The sequence below is a fragment of the Pirellulales bacterium genome (genome assembly GCA_036267355.1).
In the GTDB taxonomy this organism is placed as follows: Bacteria; Planctomycetota; Planctomycetia; order Pirellulales; family DATAWG01; genus DATAWG01.
Genome location: DATAWG010000112.1, coordinates 1 through 17538 on the forward strand (window position 1 = coordinate 1; position 17538 = coordinate 17538).

16 protein-coding genes are annotated in these 17538 nt (G+C 61.3%); 8 read left to right on the top strand and 8 right to left on the bottom strand.

The window, feature by feature from the left end; genetic code table 11:
• The first annotated feature begins 335 nt into the window (after positions 1 to 335).
• Entirely contained in the window at positions 336 to 542 is a 207-nt protein-coding gene (locus VHX65_17820; GenBank protein HEX4000414.1) for an alpha/beta hydrolase, read from the top strand.
• A 46-nt stretch (positions 543 to 588) separates the two neighbouring features.
• On the opposite strand, the gene VHX65_17825 is transcribed toward VHX65_17820, so the two are convergent.
• From VHX65_17825 to VHX65_17850, 6 genes are all read right to left on the bottom strand, one after another.
• The gene (locus VHX65_17825; protein ID HEX4000415.1) at positions 589 to 924 is read right to left on the bottom strand and encodes a hypothetical protein; all 336 of its coding nucleotides are present in this window, start codon (positions 922 to 924) and stop codon (positions 589 to 591) included.
• Positions 921 to 1322 carry a HEPN domain-containing protein gene (locus VHX65_17830; GenBank protein HEX4000416.1) on the bottom strand — a complete coding sequence of 134 codons (402 nt, stop codon included), beginning with the start codon at positions 1320 to 1322 and terminating at the stop codon, positions 921 to 923. The genes VHX65_17825 and VHX65_17830 overlap by 4 nt, the downstream gene beginning before the upstream one ends.
• Before the next feature lie 166 nt (positions 1323 to 1488).
• Entirely contained in the window at positions 1489 to 2901 is a 1413-nt protein-coding gene (gene glnA / locus VHX65_17835) for a type I glutamate--ammonia ligase (protein ID HEX4000417.1), read from the bottom strand.
• Positions 2902 to 3067: 166 nt separating this feature from the next.
• The gene (locus VHX65_17840; protein ID HEX4000418.1) at positions 3068 to 3553 is read right to left on the bottom strand and encodes a PaeR7I family type II restriction endonuclease; all 486 of its coding nucleotides are present in this window, start codon (positions 3551 to 3553) and stop codon (positions 3068 to 3070) included.
• On the bottom strand, positions 3540 to 3932 hold the full coding sequence (locus VHX65_17845; protein HEX4000419.1) for a hypothetical protein: 393 nt from the start codon (positions 3930 to 3932) through the stop codon (positions 3540 to 3542). The genes VHX65_17840 and VHX65_17845 overlap by 14 nt, the downstream gene beginning before the upstream one ends.
• Positions 3933 to 4121: 189 nt before the next feature.
• Positions 4122 to 6821, bottom strand: a complete 2700-nt coding sequence (locus tag VHX65_17850; GenBank protein ID HEX4000420.1) for a trypsin-like peptidase domain-containing protein — start codon at positions 6819 to 6821, stop codon at positions 4122 to 4124.
• 221 nt (positions 6822 to 7042) lie between these two features.
• On the opposite strand from VHX65_17850, the gene VHX65_17855 reads away from it, so the two are divergent.
• From VHX65_17855 to VHX65_17870, 4 genes are all read left to right on the top strand, one after another.
• Complete coding sequence (locus VHX65_17855) at positions 7043 to 7564, top strand: hypothetical protein (protein ID HEX4000421.1); 522 nt, start codon at positions 7043 to 7045, stop codon at positions 7562 to 7564.
• Positions 7565 to 7809: 245 nt separating this feature from the next.
• Positions 7810 to 9159: a hypothetical protein gene (locus VHX65_17860; GenBank protein ID HEX4000422.1), complete on the top strand. Its 1350-nt coding sequence runs from the start codon at positions 7810 to 7812 to the stop codon at positions 9157 to 9159.
• 161 nt (positions 9160 to 9320) lie between these two features.
• Positions 9321 to 10427, top strand: coding sequence for a DUF2252 family protein (locus VHX65_17865; GenBank protein ID HEX4000423.1), 1107 nt, complete (start codon positions 9321 to 9323; stop codon positions 10425 to 10427).
• A 101-nt stretch (positions 10428 to 10528) separates the two neighbouring features.
• Complete coding sequence (locus tag VHX65_17870; GenBank protein ID HEX4000424.1) at positions 10529 to 10819, top strand: DUF4404 family protein; 291 nt, start codon at positions 10529 to 10531, stop codon at positions 10817 to 10819.
• A gap of 485 nt (positions 10820 to 11304) precedes the next feature.
• Here the strand turns inward: VHX65_17870 and VHX65_17875 are convergent, their stop codons facing one another.
• Positions 11305 to 12789 carry an acyltransferase gene (locus VHX65_17875; protein HEX4000425.1) on the bottom strand — a complete coding sequence of 495 codons (1485 nt, stop codon included), beginning with the start codon at positions 12787 to 12789 and terminating at the stop codon, positions 11305 to 11307.
• Positions 12790 to 13240: 451 nt separating this feature from the next.
• Here VHX65_17875 and VHX65_17880 point away from each other — a divergent pair, with 451 nt between their 5' ends.
• On the top strand, positions 13241 to 14551 hold the full coding sequence (locus VHX65_17880; protein ID HEX4000426.1) for a GDSL-type esterase/lipase family protein: 1311 nt from the start codon (positions 13241 to 13243) through the stop codon (positions 14549 to 14551).
• Between the two features lie 223 nt (positions 14552 to 14774).
• Here VHX65_17880 and VHX65_17885 read toward each other — a convergent pair whose 3' ends face one another.
• Positions 14775 to 15458, bottom strand: a complete 684-nt coding sequence (locus VHX65_17885; GenBank protein HEX4000427.1) for a hypothetical protein — start codon at positions 15456 to 15458, stop codon at positions 14775 to 14777.
• 418 nt (positions 15459 to 15876) lie between these two features.
• Between VHX65_17885 and VHX65_17890 the strand changes: the two genes are divergently transcribed.
• Positions 15877 to 16113, top strand: a complete 237-nt coding sequence (locus VHX65_17890; protein HEX4000428.1) for a hypothetical protein — start codon at positions 15877 to 15879, stop codon at positions 16111 to 16113.
• 315 nt (positions 16114 to 16428) lie between these two features.
• Positions 16429 to 17226 carry a 4-hydroxy-tetrahydrodipicolinate reductase gene (gene dapB / locus VHX65_17895; protein ID HEX4000429.1) on the top strand — a complete coding sequence of 266 codons (798 nt, stop codon included), beginning with the start codon at positions 16429 to 16431 and terminating at the stop codon, positions 17224 to 17226.
• The last annotated feature ends 312 nt before the right edge of the window (positions 17227 to 17538 follow it).

Genomic DNA, 17538 nt, shown 5'->3' on the forward strand with positions numbered 1-17538 from the left:
AAGGCGACGATGCGAAAGTGGCCGAACTGCTCGAGCACCTGATGCGCGAAGGCGTGCGCGTGCGCAGCTATGCCGACAAGGATCCGACGCTGGAAGACGTGTTCATGCTAGTAACCAAGGGGCTGGTGAATTAGCGGCAGCCAGGATTTGCCCTTGCCGCCGCTGCAAAGCCGCCATATGCTCCCCGCCGGCTGGGGGCCGAATCACGCGGCCGCCCGACAATCGGGCAACGCCGGCCGCCCGGCAACGGAGATTGGCGACGATGCAATACCGGTCCGCGCTCCGACCGACGCTGGTGAATCTTTGCCTCTCGTTGCTGCTGTCCGCAGTCGGTTGTGGCATCCTGCGGTCCGCCGAACAGCCCGTTACTGCAATTCCACGGCGATAAAGACCATGTGATCCCGCTCTGGAGCGCCAAGCGGCTCTTCGCCGCCGCCAACGAGCCGAAGCGATTCGTGACCATCCCCGGCGGCGACCACAACGACCCACCGCCGCCCGCGTTTTTTAACGCCCTGGATGATTTTCTGGCTGCGCTGCAATAACGGCAGCCGGCTGGAAATCCCATTCCGCAACGGGCGGAGCAAACAGCTAGAGCATCGAATCCGCGGGGTGCTCGAATTCTTGATTGAGAATCCAGGCACGAGACGACTCGTTTTCCTCGCCCGGATACAAGAGCACGAGGTTCATGATATCTGCCTGCGTGTCTTGACCCAGGTTCGACAATGCGGGCTCAACGCGATCGTCACGATCTTCTCGCGACAAGCCCTTGAAACTCGGGTCGATGACTCGAACACGTAGCGATGCGGAGTTGTAACGGTAGGCGTCGGCTCGTTCAAAGCTCTTGCGCAAAAGCAATTCGACCGCTCGGGATTCGTCAGTTCGGAATTTTTCCCATTCTGGCACCGTCGCATTCCCGGTAGTCATTTCATCTCTCCCGTAGCCCACTTGACCGCTGCCGCCGCCCCCTTCAAAAAGCCGCGCACTTCGCTTGCCGGCCGGCGTCCCGATTCATATCGGAGGTCGGTAGTCCAATCAAATCGCCTGAATCGCTTCACGATGCCCGCGGGAATCAGAAGGTCGAGGCTTTTCAACTCCTCTTTCAAGTGTTCTGGGTAATGCATTTTTGCCCCGCTTTTTAGTCGCTGAAACGTTGCTTGCTGGTCTGCGACCGGCGTCAGGTGCATTACCAACCCTTTAAGGATACACTCCACGGCGTATCCAGCGAGATAAAAGGCGTTCAACGTAAAGCCATTTTCGAGAAGGAATTGGGCGGTCGTAAATCGTTGCTCCGCGGCGCGCCGAAAGTCGCGAGATGACAGCATCCGCGTGTCCGCCGTGAATTGGAACACGAGCGCTTGGCCCGGGCGCCGACGTTGTGATTATATCCGCCCGATGCCGCCAAGGATCGCAGACGGCTGCGCCGGTTTGGCGTAGTGGCCTTCGTCGTGCGACGAGTAGCTATTGTACTTGGAACGGCGGGCCGCCATTCTAGATATCGTAATACAAGCAAAACTCGTATGGGTGCGGGCGGAGGCGCACGGCGTCGGCTTCCTTTTCGCGCTTGTACGTGATCCAGGTTTCGATCACGTCTTTGGTAAACACATTGCCGCGCAGCAGGTATTCGTGGTCGGCGTGCAACGCGTCGAGCACTTCATCGAGCGAGCCGGGGGTTTGCGGAATCTCGGCCCGCTCTTCCGGCTCCAAGTCGTATAGATCCTTGTCGAGCGGCTCACCCGGATTGATCTTGTTCTGAATGCCGTCGATCGCCGCCATCAGAATTGCCGAGAACGCCAGATACGGGTTGCAGCTCGGGTCGGGGCAGCGGAACTCGACGCGCTTCGCCTTCGGGCTCGGGCTGTACATCGGAATCCGGCAGCAGGCCGAGCGATTGCGCTGCGAATACGCCAGATTCACCGGCGCTTCGTAGCCCGGCACGAGCCGTTTGTAACTGTTGGTCGTGGGATTGGTGAAGGCCAGGATCGACGGGGCGTGTTTCAACACGCCGCCGATCGCGTGCAAGGCCATTTCGCTCAGGCCGGCATAGGCGCCGCCGGCGAAGAGCGGATTGCCCCCCTTCCACAGCGAAAAATGGGTGTGCATGCCGGAGCCGTTGTCGCCGAACAGCGGCTTGGGCATGAAGGTCACCGTCTTGCCGTTCTTCTTGGCCACGCTCTTGAGCACGTATTTATAGATCAGCACATTGTCGGCCATGCGCACCAGCGGCGAGAATCGCATGTCGATTTCCGACTGCCCTGCGGTGGCCACCTCGTGATGCTGGGCCTCGATGTCGACGCCGCAGTCGATCAGCGTTTGCATCATTTCGTTGCGGATATCCATCAGCGCGTCGGTGGGGGGGACCGGGAAATAGCCCTCCTTGAAGCGCACCTTGTAGCCGAGGTTCGGCTTTTCGTCGCGGCCGCGGTTCCATTCGCCTTCGACGCTGTCGATGTGGTAGTAGCCTTCGTGGGCCCGCTGGTCGAAGCGCACGTCGTCGAAAATGAAAAACTCGAGTTCCGGGCCCATGAAGGCCGTGTCGGCAATGCCGGTGCTTTTTAGATAATTGACGCTCTTGCGGGCGATATTGCGCGGATCGCGGCTATAGTCTTCGCGCGTGATCGGATCTTGGATATTGCAGATCATCACCAGCGTCGGCAGCGCGGTGAACGGGTCGAGAAAAGCGGTTTCCGGCTCGGGCACCACGAGCATGTCGCTTTCGTTGATCGCCTGCCAGCCGCGGATGCTCGAGCCGTCGAACCCCAGCCCGTTTTCAAACACGTCTTCTTCAAGCTTGTTGACCGGGATGGTGAAATGCTGCCACATGCCCGGAAAGTCCATGAATCGCAGATCGATGGCCTTGACATCCTTTTCGCGGCACAATGCCAACACTTCTTTGGGCTTCATAGCATGCTCCCCGTTAAACAAGGCAGATCTCCCGAAATGGAAAACGAAGACGAGCCGGCAACACGCCCGTCAAGATAAATCCTTGCGGCTGGCAAAGCAATCAGGCCGTCAAAGAAACCGCAAAGCGGAAATGGCGAGAATCCTGAGAGCCAGCCGGCAGCAACCTCTAAGCACGATGGTCAAAACTTCGTCCGATACGAGGGGCCATCATGACGGGATCGCAATGGTCGGAGCGTGGCGCCGAGTCTGCTCGCGCGCGTCGGCGCGGATCGTCGGTGGCATTGCCGAGCGCCTCCTCCGTGCGGTTGTTGAAATTATTCCCGAAGCTCGGACCGACCTGCGCTTTGAACTCCAGCAGGGCCAACAAATGACCGTCGGCCACCACAACCAGATCCCAATCTTTCTCCGCTCGATAATAGCCCGGCACCTTTCGCTTTGCCTTCCAATAGACATGCGCTTCCGGAACTCCGGCCGCAATGAATAGGTCTCTGCAGATTTCGGCAAAGCCATCGAGATGCTTTCCGCCGGTGACGGCGGCGCGCAGCCCGGCATCTTTACTGCCGCTACTGGTTCCCTGGCTTTGGCTTTGTTTGTCGCGCACCAGCCAGAATAGTTTGATCGCTTCGCCCACTCGCCTTTCAACATCGCGCATGGAGTGCGACCTCGGCTTTGCTGAACATGTCTCTCGGTCGGCCCCCCGGCACGAGAGCCGAGTAACACTGCTGCCATACGCGGTCGAGTTCCCCTAAGAACATCGCGTAATCTTCCATGTCGCCGAGTTGTCCCGGGCTATGCCGATATTCCTTTGTCCAGTACGGCGGACTTGTCAGCACAAGGTGAACGCTCTTGGCTTCCAATCCCATTTCGCGGGCGTCGCCAACGACCACCTCGTGTCCGGTCGGCAACTGCCGTACCGCGTCGTCGATCAACGCCATCAGTCGCTCATCTTTGGCAATAGCAGGGAGCGCTGTCTGAGGGTTTGCCAGTGAGGGCAATCCGGCCGGCAGAAATTGATCCGGGTCGAAGTTCATCGAGATAGCGTTCAAAATAGAATACAAACCTGAGAAGGTGAAAACGCGTCAGGAACCGCTTTCTCGGCGCGGATGGTCGGGATTGTCGATCCCGATTCCGGCCCGCCCTCCTTGTTTTTCCCTCGAAAGCGAGGCGTCGGGAATCGCTTGCTCGACGCAAATGGGCTGTTGTGCGCGGCTAGCGAATAATCAACCGCGGCGTTTTACGATTTGCACCACGGCTTGGCTGACGATGGCGTCGACTTTGGTCAGCTTGTCTTGCTCCGTGAGCTTGGCGGAGTCGTCGGCGCCGAGCGGATGGAAATCGGGAACTGAGGGAGTGACTTTTTTCACGAAGCCGGCCACGGTTTGCCCCGGGATCGCCAGGCCGTAGCTATCTTCCTTTTCATCCCGGGCGACGGTTTTTGCCGACACGATGCCGACCACCTCGCCTTTCATGTCCACGAGCGGTCCGCCGCTATTGCCGGGGTTCACGCGCATGTCGAGCACATAGTAGTGCTCTTTTTCCGACGGAGGAGCGCTCACCGGGCCCTGCGTCAGCTTCATGTCTTCCTGGCCGAGCGGATAGCCGAACGCGACCACTTCCGTGCCGCGGGGCAATGTCGTGGTGGCCAGCGGCAAGGGCTTGATTGCCGGAATGTCGCCCACCATCTTGATCACCGCCACGTCCAATTGCGGCGATGCGCTGACGACCTGAGCGGGAATCTCTTTCTTATTGCCCGGCACGCGGACGAAGATTTTTCCGTCGCCGGCGATCACGTGGTTGTTTGTGAGGATATAGCCTCCCGCGGCGAACACGAAGCCGGAGCCGAACGACACGGGCGAGGTCATCATCGCATGCAACTGGCCCAGATAGGCTTTCAGCCGGGGATCGCCGGGGTTGCAATTGTAGGCCCCTTCGATGAAGGCGGTGGCCGCTTCCGGATCGCCGGCGTTGAAGAGCATTCCGGCCACGCTCAGGTAGGTCCGCGCGGCGACGTCGCCATCTTTGAATTTCCGCCCCGCTTTTTGCCAATCCTCGAGCGGCCGGCTCGCGGCGCGAATCCGCTCGGGATCTTCCTTGCCGGCGCTTTGCAGCCGCAAGCGCATGTCGGCCAGGAAGAACGATTCATACAGGCCTTTTTCGTTGTTTGGATCGACCTTTGCCGCCAAGTCGAGCCAGCTATGGAGCTTGGAGATATAGAGCGCGGTCAACTCGTTCTTTTCCAACCACGCCAGCGCCTCTTGCGCGGCAGCGAGCCGCGAAGCATCGGGGCCGGTTTCCGTCGGGGCGAAAAGTTTGTCGCGTTCCTTGCGAATCGCCAAACCGTCGGCAATCGTTTTCAAATGGTCGATAAGCGGAACCTGCTTATACTCCTCGCGGGCATAGGCCGTCCCCTGCGCGTCGGCAAGCACCATCGTGGGGCAACTGGTGACGGTGTAGTAGGCCGCCTCGCGAGCGATTGTTGCCGCGCGGGCCGTCCCCTTGCCATCGACCATCGAGGCGGCCGGCGGCGCTTCCAAGAGCACCAACACGAATTTCGGATCGACGAATTTTTGAAATTCCCGCTTCACCAGCAAGTCGGCAGCCAACCGCAAACACCATTGCCGATTATCGGGCCCGAAGAAAACGAGCAGCAGGTCTTTTTTCTCGACGGCCGCCTTTTGCTTGGCGTCGTCGATGTCGGTCAACCAATGTTTCAATTCCGGCAAGGCGTCGGTCACGAGCATGTCGTTATCGGCCGACGGCGCGCCGGCCTTGGCGTCGACCAGCGTTTCGACATCCTTCCACTCGGGCTTGAATAGGTGTCGCTCGTCTTGCTTGAGAACGACGGTTTGCTCGACGTTTGCCTTGCCGATCCGGCGGATCGAGATGCGATGCTTGCCTTGCGGCAACTCGAATTCGACGGCGCCGTCGTTCGGCACTTGTTGCGGCTTGCCATCGATATCAAGCTTGGCACCGAGCCGATCGCTTTCGGGCCAATCGAAGACAAGATGCGCCGGCAAGCCGAGATTGGCCTCGGCGGTGGCCGGCCCGTTGCCGCCGTTGTTGAGCAGCATGACCGTGCCCAGCACCAGCACGGCCACTGCCGTGGCGATGCCGGCGCCGATCCAGATCCATTTTTGATTTTGATTCCGCGCGCCCGGCTTGCGCGATTTCGCGGCCCCCGTTTTGATCGAAGCAGACAGCGACGAACCGATACGCGACGAGCCGGACGCTGCCGCGCCGCTGGCCGACGGGCTCGCTGCCGATGCCGCCGACGGAGTGCCCGTGATTCCGGCAAGTTCGGAAAGAAAATCGGTCTCGCCCGTGGGCTCGTCGTACGATTCTTGTGGGGCGAACAATTCGTCCATCGGCTCGCCGGTTGTTTCATCCGCGGCGGCATTGGAAGCGAATTCCGGGGACGGCATGCCGGTGGAACTCGGTTGAGCGGGCGAATTCGCAGGGGTGCGCGCGGAGGGGTCGGCCGCGGCCTTGCGCGGCGGCAACATGCGCCGGCCGCCGGGCCGTTCGGCTACGGGCACAACGGGAATCGCCGCCTCGGGCGCGGCCGGAATCGGCGCCGCTCGCAAGGGCTGCGTTTTTGGCGGCTGAGCCCTGATCGTCGGCGCAGCGGCCGACGCAAGCGGCGCCGGTTTGACTGCTGCTTGTTTCGCCGCGGCTTGCACGGGCGCAGCTTGTCCAGGCACCGCTCGTGCCGCGGCGGGTTGCGGCGAAATCGGCGCCACCACCGGCTTCGCCACCGGCGGCTTCGCCATCAGCGGCTTCGCTACCGGCGCAGCGGAAGGATCGCTTGCCGGGAGCGCGAATGTCGCCTGGCATTTGGGGCAGCGGCTCTTCCGACCGGCATTCACGGTGTCGACGCGGAGCGGAGAACCGCAAGACGGACAGGCCCAAAGAAACTGCATCGGACAACTCCGATAAGACACCAAAAGAGCTCGAACTCGATGTTCGCGCGAGCTCTCCCGGACGCCGGCCAAGGCTCGCACATCATCAGTCTATCCGCACCCAGCGGTGGGGAGCAACTATCGATTGCGAGGCCAAGCCGGAGAGGATAGGGTTAGTAATGAAACTCCATCACTGGCCGCCTACGTCATCACACCTCACCCTCACCCTCACCCTTCCTCCGATGGACCGTAGCCGGTTGGCAATCTTGCTGATGTTCGTCGTGGCCTGCGGTCTGGGATTGGTGAGCGTGGGCTATCACACCTGGGCATCGCACGGTGTGTTGGCATGGTGGGGCGGCGACATGGCCCGGCTGATTGCCGACGCGCCGCGGGTCGAGGCGCTTCGTCTGCGGCCGGCCGATGAATCAAAGAAAACGCCGGCGGGCGCAGCTTCGGCCGATATGCTGCTCGTCACCGGCAAGGCGTATGTTGTCGTTCAGCGAAAGGATGTGACGGCGGCGCTCGGGCTCGATCACCTACGGCGGGGGCTGTTGGACGACGGAAATTTTGTCTGGCCAGCGAAGGCTGAGCCGGCGGCCGTGCGGTGGAGTGATGCGCTGGTGTTTAGCGATACCACCCGGCGATTGGTCGTGGTGTTCGATTTCGTGGACCACCGCATCGGGCGAACCGACGGGGCGACGACGCTGGAAATCGACCAAATCGCCCGTGGCTGGCAAGATTTCTTCGCGGCCGAGTTGCCGTGAATGCAATGCCGGGGCCACGCCTTCTCGCGACTCTAAGCCCAGGGAAGGCCCGGCACGCGGCTGGCCATTGGTGACCGCAGTGCTGGCCTTCCCTGGGCTTGGGGCCGGCGACGGGAGCGTCGGTTCCGCGGGGAATTTGAACCGCGGGCGGGCCGTGGTTATGCTTGAATGGCCGCAACTTTGTTTCGCGGCGGGGGTTTACTTTCTTGTTTGGCATCGCCGTTTCGCCCTCTGGGAGGTGGATCATGCGTTTTGGAATTCTTGTGCTTTTGCCCTGTGCGATCTTGTTCGGCGGGATCGGGGCCCGCGCCGCCTCGGCCCAGGATCAGGCGTTTCAAATCGAGTTGGGTCAAAAAGCCGATCGATATGATTCGGAACTGACCCGCACCCCCGATCTGGCCCACAGCGACTTCAATCAAGCCACCAAGGTGCTGGCGGATTTGGTTGAAAAAGACAAATCGCCGGCGCTTGAGCTTGCGGTTGCCAATGTCCTGTTCAATCTCGACCGCTCGGCTTCGTATGCGCTGCACAAGAAAGTGTACGATGCCAAGCCGAACGAGCCCGACGTGATTCTGGAATGGGCGATGGAACGGCATCGCAAGGGGGAATACGCCGAGGCGGCCCCCCTATATGCCCAATATTTGACGCTGGTGACCGACGAACCGCAGGTCAATGCCCTGTTGGCCGATTGTTGGCTCGAGCAAGGCAAACTCGTCGAGGCGGTCGCATCCTGGGACGCCGCCGGTCATGCGACGAACCATGAACTGATCGATCTGGCGATCTGCGACATCTACGGCGGCGTTTCGCCGCTTCGCCGCCGCGCCGATCTGCTGACGCGCGTCAAGAATAAAGAAGTCGGAGCGGCGGAACGATTGATCTATCTCGACCTGAATTTCGACCAGGATTGGTGGAATGTCGATATCGACGACGACGCTTTGAGCCGCGATCTGCCGGTGATCGACGCCGCGCTCGGGCCCGACAGTAAGCGCGCTAAAGCCATTCATTGCTGGGTCGATATCGAACTGCAAGACACCGTGGCCGCGGCACCGGTGCTGAAGTCGCTGACGGATGCCGGGCTGATCATGGAAAAGGGCGCGTTGCCGGAAAGCAGCGTCGTCGCGGCCGGCTTGATCGATGCCGTGTTGGAGTCGCATCTGCAAACGAAGGACCAACTTTTCGAGCAGTTCGACAAGGAGCTGACGGAGCGTGCGAAATCGAAGGAAGGGGATATCGATGCCATGAAGATTCTTTGCGCGCTTTCGACCGAGAATCCCGAGCGCTCCGAAAACCTGAACCGCTTCGGCTGGGAACGCTACGGCGACGCACAATTCGCCATCGCGGTGTTGAATCTGTTGAAGGCGGGCAAAAAATTGGACCACGATGGTCCCGACCTGAAAAAAGCCATGACACAATTCCCCGACAACGGTGTGATCCAAAACCTATGGATTACGACGATGGATGAGTCGGCGGTGGCGGCCGATGATCTCGTCGCGGCGATCAAGGCCGAGTATCACCACCTTTCGCCCGGCCTCGATAGCCAGCCTGATTCCTACACGCTGAACGCGCATTTCAAGCTGCTGAAGCAGAAACAGTGAAAAAGGCTACGGGCTGAAGGCGGAAGGCTACAGGTCGGAGATCGGAGCCGCTGCGCGGCCCCTTTGTTGCCCATTCCCGACGACGACGATGCCCTCGCGCCTGTAGCCTTGTAGCCTGTAGCCTTGTAGCTTGTAGCCTTCAGCCTGTAGCCTCTCGCTCCATGTCCATCCACGATGCTACCGAACGGTACGAATCGTGGCTTGGGGCGCGGATTCCGCTGATCAAGGAAGACCTCGACGACAAGCATCAGCGCATGGCGGAGGGGCCATTTCCGTTTTTTCGGGCCACGTATTACCGCTGGGCCCAGCGATTTCGCACCGTGTGCGCCGATCTGCTCGCGGCGCCGACGGTGCTCGGGGTCGGCGATCTGCACGTCGAAAATTTCGGCACGTGGCGCGACACGGAAGGCCGCCTGATCTGGGGCATCAATGATTTCGACGAAGCCAGCTTGCAGCCGTATGCCAACGACCTGGTGCGGCTTGCGGCCAGCGCGCTTTTGGCGATCGAGAATTCGGAATTGAAGATCGATCCGGCCGACGCATGCGACGCGATTCTTGTCGGATATTCCGCAACGCTCGACGAGCGCGGCCGGCCCGTGGTGCTCGAGGAACACGATTCGTCGCTGCGCGACATGGCCCATAGCCAAGAGCGCAATCCGATTTCATTTTGGGACAAACTGAGCAAGCTCAAGACGCTGGCCGAGGTGCCCGACTTTGTTCGGCCGCTGCTGGAAAAACTTCTCCCCGAGCCGGCGATGCCGTATCGAGTCGTACATCGGCGGGCCGGCTTGGGCAGCCTTGGCCGGCGGCGATTCACGGCCTTGGCGGAATGGGGCGGTTGCGCGATTGCCCGGGAAATCAAGGAGCTGTGCGTTTCGGCGTGGGGCTGGCAAGATCCGCAGCCGGGCGAAGCCGAAATTCTCTACGGCCAGATCGTGCGGCAAGCGGTTCGCATTCACGACCCATTTTTCGCCCCCGTGGGTTCGTGGATTCTGCGCCGCTTGGGGCCGTATTGCAGCCGGATCGAATTGGCGAATCTGGCGGCCAAGCGCGATTCGCAAAAGCTACTGACCGCCATGGGGCGCGAAACGGCGAATGTCCACTGCGGCGATGCGAAGGCCCTCGCGGCAATCGCGCACGATCTCGCTACCCGCGGCAAGAAATGGCTGGCCGCCGCCGCCCGCGCCATGGCCGACGATGTGACCAACGACTGGAATGCTTGGAAAAAGCCCGCCAAGCCGCCCACCGCGGAGCGGAATCCGAAATAGCCGCTGGCACAAGCGCGACTGGTGTGAAATACTGGCGTCAGGGCCGCGGCACGAATTTGCAAGCCGCATCAAGCGCAAATGTTGCCGTCTCGGAGCTATGCATGTCTACCGATCGAACCAGAATCGAAGCGACGCTTCGCCAGTTGCAAGCCGAACTTGCCGAGTCGCCGGAGATCGATCCAGCGGTCAAACAGCGCTTGGCAGCGATGCAAGCGGAGATTTTGAATAGTCTCGCGAACTCACCGCAGGCTGCGGCGGAACTGCCGCCGACCGAACCAATTTCGTTGACGCGCCGGCTCGCCGACGCGGCGCTGTACTTCGAAGAATCGCATCCGTCGCTCTCGACCACCATCGGCAGCCTGGCCGGCATTCTCGGCCAGATGGGGCTATAAATTGGCTGAGAATCAGCCGGAATCAACCTCCGACCGCTGCCGCAGCGTGGGTGCCATGGTCACGGCTTTGCGCGGGCATGTAGTCGGCAAAGCATGCCCACGCTGACCGCTTATCGGTAATATTCACGCGGGTGCATCGTGAGGCGTGTCGGCCTGAAAGGCCGATTCTGCCAGCTCAGGTCGGAGCCGCGCAAGCGGCGGAGGCCTGGGCCGACCGCCCCCGTACGACGCGTCGGCCCTGACAGGGCCGTTCAACATGGCGCCGCAAAATCATGGAACGGCCCCTTCAGGGCCGGACCACCCGTTGTACTACATTCCCAGGGCTGCGCCGCTCACGCGGCTTCGCCCAGGGCTGACGGAATGAGCCTTTCAGGCTCAAATTTCTGTAGCTCGTGAAGATCATGGCGATCCCACGCGCCGAGCCGCGGGCATGGCATCCCGAATAGCAATTGCCGAGTGCCGGTCTCGGCCCCGCCCAACCCGCATCACGGCCGCGCCGTTGCCGGCTTGATTGGCACGGGTTCGAGCGCCGCGGCCGGTTCGATCCGGGCGAGCAGCGGCGTGCCGCCTTGCCACTCTTTGTAGCGCCGGGCCAAGCGGATCGCCGGCAATTCGATCGACACGTACAACAGATGCGCCGCGCCGATGCTCACCGTCAATCCCAGCAACAGCCACATCGCCGCCGGAATCACGGCCGTGCCCGTCAGCGCAAAGCCGATGCAGCCGATGATCCAGCTCACCGGGTAGTGAATCAAATAGAGCGAATACGAGATCCGCCCGAGGTGTTGCAGCCAGCGGAAATTCAGCCAGTCGCCAAGGTGCCCCAAGCGGCCGACGACATAGATCGCAACGGTCGTGGTCAGCGCCACGGTGAGGTGCAATGTCCAATGGTGGTGTTGGCGATAGAGGGCCGCGGCGATGAACGCCCAAAACATCCAGCGTGGAATTCGTCGATCCATCGCCCACCACACCATCGCTCCCAGGAAGAAGCAGACGAAGAAGTGCGTCACCCAATCGGTGTTCTCGCTGTCCAAGCTGTATTGGAACATCGACTTCAGCGCCAGCGGCGCAAAAATGGCCATGAGCACCACGGCCGAAAGCAGTCGGCGTTCGCTTCCGGATTTTTGCCCCCCCCGCAGTCGCGCCGAAATCCGCTGTGTTAGCCATTGTGCCGAGCCGAGCATCACTGCGAAGAGCAGGTAAAACTGCATCTCGATGCACAAGGTCCAAAACCCGACCGAGATGTTTTCAACATGTCGCAGGTTTTCCAAGTAGAACACGTGCGCTACGATCCCGCCCAATGTCGGATAGTCGTTCAATAGCGTCGGCTCGGCAAGGAGAAACACGCGAGTCACCGTATAAAGCGCGACCACGAACAGCATCGTGAACCAATACGGCGGACCAAGCCGCAAGAAACGTTGCACGGCAAACGTCCGCAAAAACCCGACGTCGATCCGCGCCTTGCGCAGCACGTAGGCGATCACGAATCCGCTGATCACGAAAAACACCGGCACGCCCATTCGGCCATTTTTAAACAGCACGTTCACGAAATTGGGCACCACGTTCAACGCCGGCTCGGCCAAGGGCCCATAGCGAAAAATGTGATGGAAGGCGACCGCCAGCGCGGCCAAGCCGCGCAGCGCATCGACGAATGCAAACCGCGATTCATTGCCGGGCTTTTCGATCGCGCCGGCCCGCGGCTGTTGCCGGCTGGCCTGGCGATTTTCGGTCGCTGCGAGAACGGCGCGGGAACTGTCGCGATCGAGCGTGTCGCGATTCGGTGGATTGAGCATGGCCGTCGTTGTTCCGTCGAGCATGGCCGAGCCGGCAGTTTCGAAAGTCGTAGGCGAAGTCACAGGGGAAGAGTTCTCGCGGGCGGAGTCGCCTTCCGCGGCATCGCCGGATGCCGCCGACTTTTGTTTCAGCTTCAATTCGGGAGATGAGACGCGTGTCGAGAAGAGCGTGGTCATGAAAAGTATATCCCAGGTTGCCGAAATCGTCCGTGAATCGGCCGCAATCATGCCGGAAAACCGACAACGTGGGAATTCCAATAGATTAGCCGAAGCGGCCCAGGAAGCCAGCGATTTGCGGCAAACCGTGCTTGCCAGTGCGGGAGCCGAACGACTCCTAAGTTATTGCCAATCAAGCGGATAGTTGAATCAGGAAAAAAATCGCCGTACCGCCCCGTTTTTCGTGTCCAGTCGCGGCCAATCGACAGCATCGCAGGCATGAATCTGCGGAAGATGGGTCGCTTCGGGGCGCGATTTGCCGTCGCCCGTCGGACGTTTTGGCCGTCCGGTGTGCTGGCCGCGGCGAGCGCTCGCCTCCCCGGCGGTTTCGGATTAGCATGGTTGCGCGGTCGCCGATTTGCTGCCGCTTTCGTCAAACGTTCTGCCCGCCGCTCTTAGAAGAGGTCAAGCGATGCCCACCGTCGTTGCCGACTCCCGATCTGTTCTGTTCTGGCCGGCCCTTCGTTGGGCCCTATTGTTTGTTGCCGCGGTTGCGTTGAACGCCAGTGGGCGCGCGCGGCGTTGCTCTGCCGAGGATCATCCGCCAGCGCCAATTTTTGATGCCAGCTCGATGGGCTTTCATGCGGGGCAGTTCACCGACAAGAAGAATCAAAAGGTGTCGGCTGGCACGGTCGAAGCGATCGACGACGCCAAATTCGGCAAGGCGATGAAGCTCTCATTCCCCGAAGGCGCAAGCGGCGGATTCATCATGGCCTCGATTCCCTCGACGGCCGGCTGGGACCGCGCCGCGGGATTTAGCCTCTGGATCAAGGGAGATGGCTCGAGCCATTGGGGCGGCATCGAATTAATCGACAAGAACAATTTCGGCTTGCGCTACGCCTACTGTTTTCCGATCGATTCGCACGCGTGGCGGAAGATCGACGTCGCCTGGAGCGATCTGCTGCCCGAGCTGGCCGGCCCGCTGATCGGCGTCAAAGGCGGCTACGACCCGAGCGGATTCGGGTATCTGGCGTTTGGAAAATGGTTTTTCTGGCGCGATTATCCGGCCGAGTCGTATACCGTCGGCCCGATCGCCTTGGCATCAAAGATCGAAACATTGGCGATCCCCCCGATCGAATCCGGTTTGAAGCGCGTGGCTGCCAAATTTCGCGCGCACCAACCGGTCACAATCGTGACGATGGGCGATTCGCTCAGCGATCCGCATCATTGGTCGAACCGGCCGACGCTTTGGTCGGAGCTATTGGTCAAAGAAATCAAAGACCGTTACAAAAGTATCGCCACGCTGGTCAATCCGGCGATCGGCGGGACGACGCTCAGTCAAAATACGATTCTGATGCCTCGCTGGAGCCCCGACGCCCCCGCGCCCGATCTGGTAACCGTTTGGTTCGGCGGCAACGATTGGGATTCGAATGTGCGCGGCCCGCGTTTCGCCGAATATCTGCGCGTGGCCGTCGATCGCATCCGGCGGCAAACGCACGGCAGCGCCGATATTCTGCTGATGACGACGCTCCCCTCGCGCTCTCGCTGGGAAACGACGCGCGAACTCGAGCGGGCGGTCCGCGAAGTGGCGGCCGAAAAGAAAACCGGCTTCCTCGACATCGCCGCCGAATTCCGCAAAGCTCCATCGGCCGACGCCGCAGCCAAACGGCAGTATTGGGGCTGGGACAATGTGCATCTCGGGCAGAAGGGGCACGAGATCGTCGCCGCCGCGGTGCTGAAAGCCCTCGAAGACAACGCGATGGCGCCGGCGAGAGACCCGTGAGACTGGCCTTCCCCGTGAGATTGGCTGTCCCCGTGAGATTGGCTGTCCAAGTGATTGGCTGTCCCCGTGTGCCACTAGCCAGCGCAGTCGGCCAGTGGTGAGCGCCGGAAAGACGTTCCGTTTCTCTCGACGCGCGTTCGTCCGAGTTACCCTGCGCCCTCAAAGGGCGCGCATTCAAGCACATTGAGTTGGAAAACTCGGTCTGCATTTCAGCAGGCCCACATCAATCCGCAGTCAGCCAGTTGTACTTCCAGATCGGGTTGCCGCACTGCGGGCATTCTTCGGCAACATCCATCAACCGGCCGTGGCAGGCATGGCAATCGGCGATGCTCGGAAGCCAAGTCACCTGCCGTTTGCGGACTTCTTCGGCCCGCCGCGTGTCGCCGAACGCGATCGCCGTGGCAATTGAAACGGCGAGCGGCAGCAGCCGAAACATCACCAGCGGCGCACGTCCCGCTTCGGGATGGACCCGTTGCAATTGGCTGGAAAAGATGCGCCGCCGCTCGTCGCCCGATCGGCCGCGATAGGAAGCGAGCCGCTGCACGATGCCCGGCGAACCGACCGCGTCGCCGAGCCGCAGTCGTGCTAGCCAATTCAGATACCAAGCCTCATCCCCGCCTGCGTAGCGATTGGCCGCCGCGTCGGCCGTCGATTCGGCGATCTGATAAATTTCGATCTCGGTTTTCGTATTGGCTTCGCTTTTCAACAGCGACATGGGCAGCAGCATCGAATCCAGCCCGAACTGCGTTTCCATATCGCCGTGGATGCGCGTGAAGAGCAGGTCTCGCAGCATGCTGAGGCCGTCGGCCAGCAAATTGGCAACCCGAGTACCGTCGTCTCGATGGTCATGACGATCGAACTCGGTGGCTGCATCGGCCCGGCGTTGGCAACGATCTTGGGTGCTCATGGTGCGATTTTCGTGGGTGGCTGTTGGTTGGGCTGGCGTCTCGCGGCATGCCAAGCGCGGGAAATTGCCTGAAACGGTTATCTATCACATTTTACGCCGTCAGCCTCCGAAGTGGCAGCGGCCGGGCATTTAGGCTCAGCCGCGTGTTAAGCTCGGCGGGAAAAAAAGGCTTCTTTACAGGCCCCTCTCTTCTTGCGGAAGAGGGCCGGGATGAGGGGCGAGAAGGCGGAAGCTATTTTTCGGCCGAGCCTTATTCGGCTTGATCTTGACCTCCTCGGCGAATCCGCCTACCGTTCCGCTCCTTGTCCACCGAAGCCGGGGCATGCAGGAAGTACGACGGGCTTTCGAATCGCGGGCGGGCAGCCGATCGAATCCGCTTGCGCCACCCGACGGGGCATTGCTCCACGAGGAATCCGCTATGAAGTCGACGTTTTTCTTGCTGTGCGTGGCGGCAGTCTCCATCGCCGGCAACACCGGTTGTTGCGGCTGCAACCGCGGCTACGGCACGACCTACGCCGCTCCGGCCTATCCCGCCCCGGCCTACGCCACAACGCCTCCGGTGGTGTATCAACCGCCGGTCGTTTCCACGCCGCCGGCAGTGGTGCAAATGCCCTCCGCATGCTCTCAATGCGCCCCGGTGTGTGGCTGCCAATAATCGCGCTCTCGCGATTTCCTTCGGCGGTAGATTGGCTGCGGCCAGATTTACGCTAAATTAAGTGCGGTAAGTTTGATCGCGTTGGCGGGCAGTGCCGCGATCGAAAGCCGCGCCGCTCACGCCGCCGGGTCGCTTGCCGGCGGATCATGGTCGTTGTTGTGTGGGCACCCCTGCGTAGCCTCGGCCAAAAGATAACTTCTCCACAGACCCCTCTCCCCTTGCGGGAGAAGGCGGGGTGAGGGGTTCAAAAAGCGGAAGTTATTTTTCGGCCGAGCCTGAACCCTGTTCTCTGAATCCTGTCCCCTGCGTTCCTTAATGAACCCAATCCGAATTGCAATCCATGGCGCAGCCGGGCGGATGGGGCAACGCCTCGTCGCCCTTGCTCACGCCGATCCCGAACTGACCGTCGCGGCAGCCATCGAAGCGCCGGCCCATCCGCGGCTCGGGCAAGATGCCGGAGCGATTGCCGGCGCAGGGTCGATCGGGGTGCCGCTGACGGCAAAGCTCGCGGGGCCGGTCGAAGTCGTGATCGATTTTTCGGTTCCCGCCGGTGTGCAAGCGATCGTCGGTGCATGTGTCGAGCAAGGCATCCCGCTGGTCGTTGCGACCACCGGCCTGAGCGACGCCCAGCGACAATTGCTGCACACGGCCGCCGCGAAAATCCCGCTGCTCTGGTCGCCCAACATGAGCCTGGCGGTCAACCTCACGATGAAGTTGGCCCAAGTGGCGGCCAAGGCGCTGGCCCACCATGCGTCGGGAGCCGATGTCGAAATCATCGAATGCCATCACCGCTACAAGGAAGACGCACCGAGCGGGACGGCGTTGAAATTCGGCCAGATCATCGCCGAAGCAATGGGCCAAACCGAACAGCGGCATGGCCGCGAAGGCCGGCCGGGCGCCCGGCCGCACGGCGAAATCGGCTACCACGCGCTGCGCGCCGGCGACGATCCGGGCCGGCACACGATCCTCTTCGGCCTGCTGGGCGAAACGATCGAACTTTCGGTCCGTGCGACCAACCGCGATTGCTATGCGTATGGCGCCCTGGCGGCCGCAAAATTCCTGGCCGGCAAATCCCCCGCCCTCTACGGCATGTCCGACGTGCTGGGCCTTTAGCGGCGGCCTCGCGTGCCACCGCCGCGATCCCGTGCGCCACTGGCGATTCCTCTGTGTGCCACTGGCTCCGCCAGTGCTCCGCGAATAGCATAGACCGGTGCGGAGCAGTCGCCCGGAACACTAGCCCGAAGCGTTAGCGAGGACGAACTCCCACCGGCCCACAAACCATCGAGCAAGCGTGCGTCAAGCGGCGTGCGTCCTTCGCGTTAGCGAGGACGAACTCCCACCGGCCCACACCCATCGAGCAAGCGTGCGTCAAGCGGCGTGCGTCCCTCGCTAACGCTTCGGGCTAGTGTCGTCAACATTACAAAT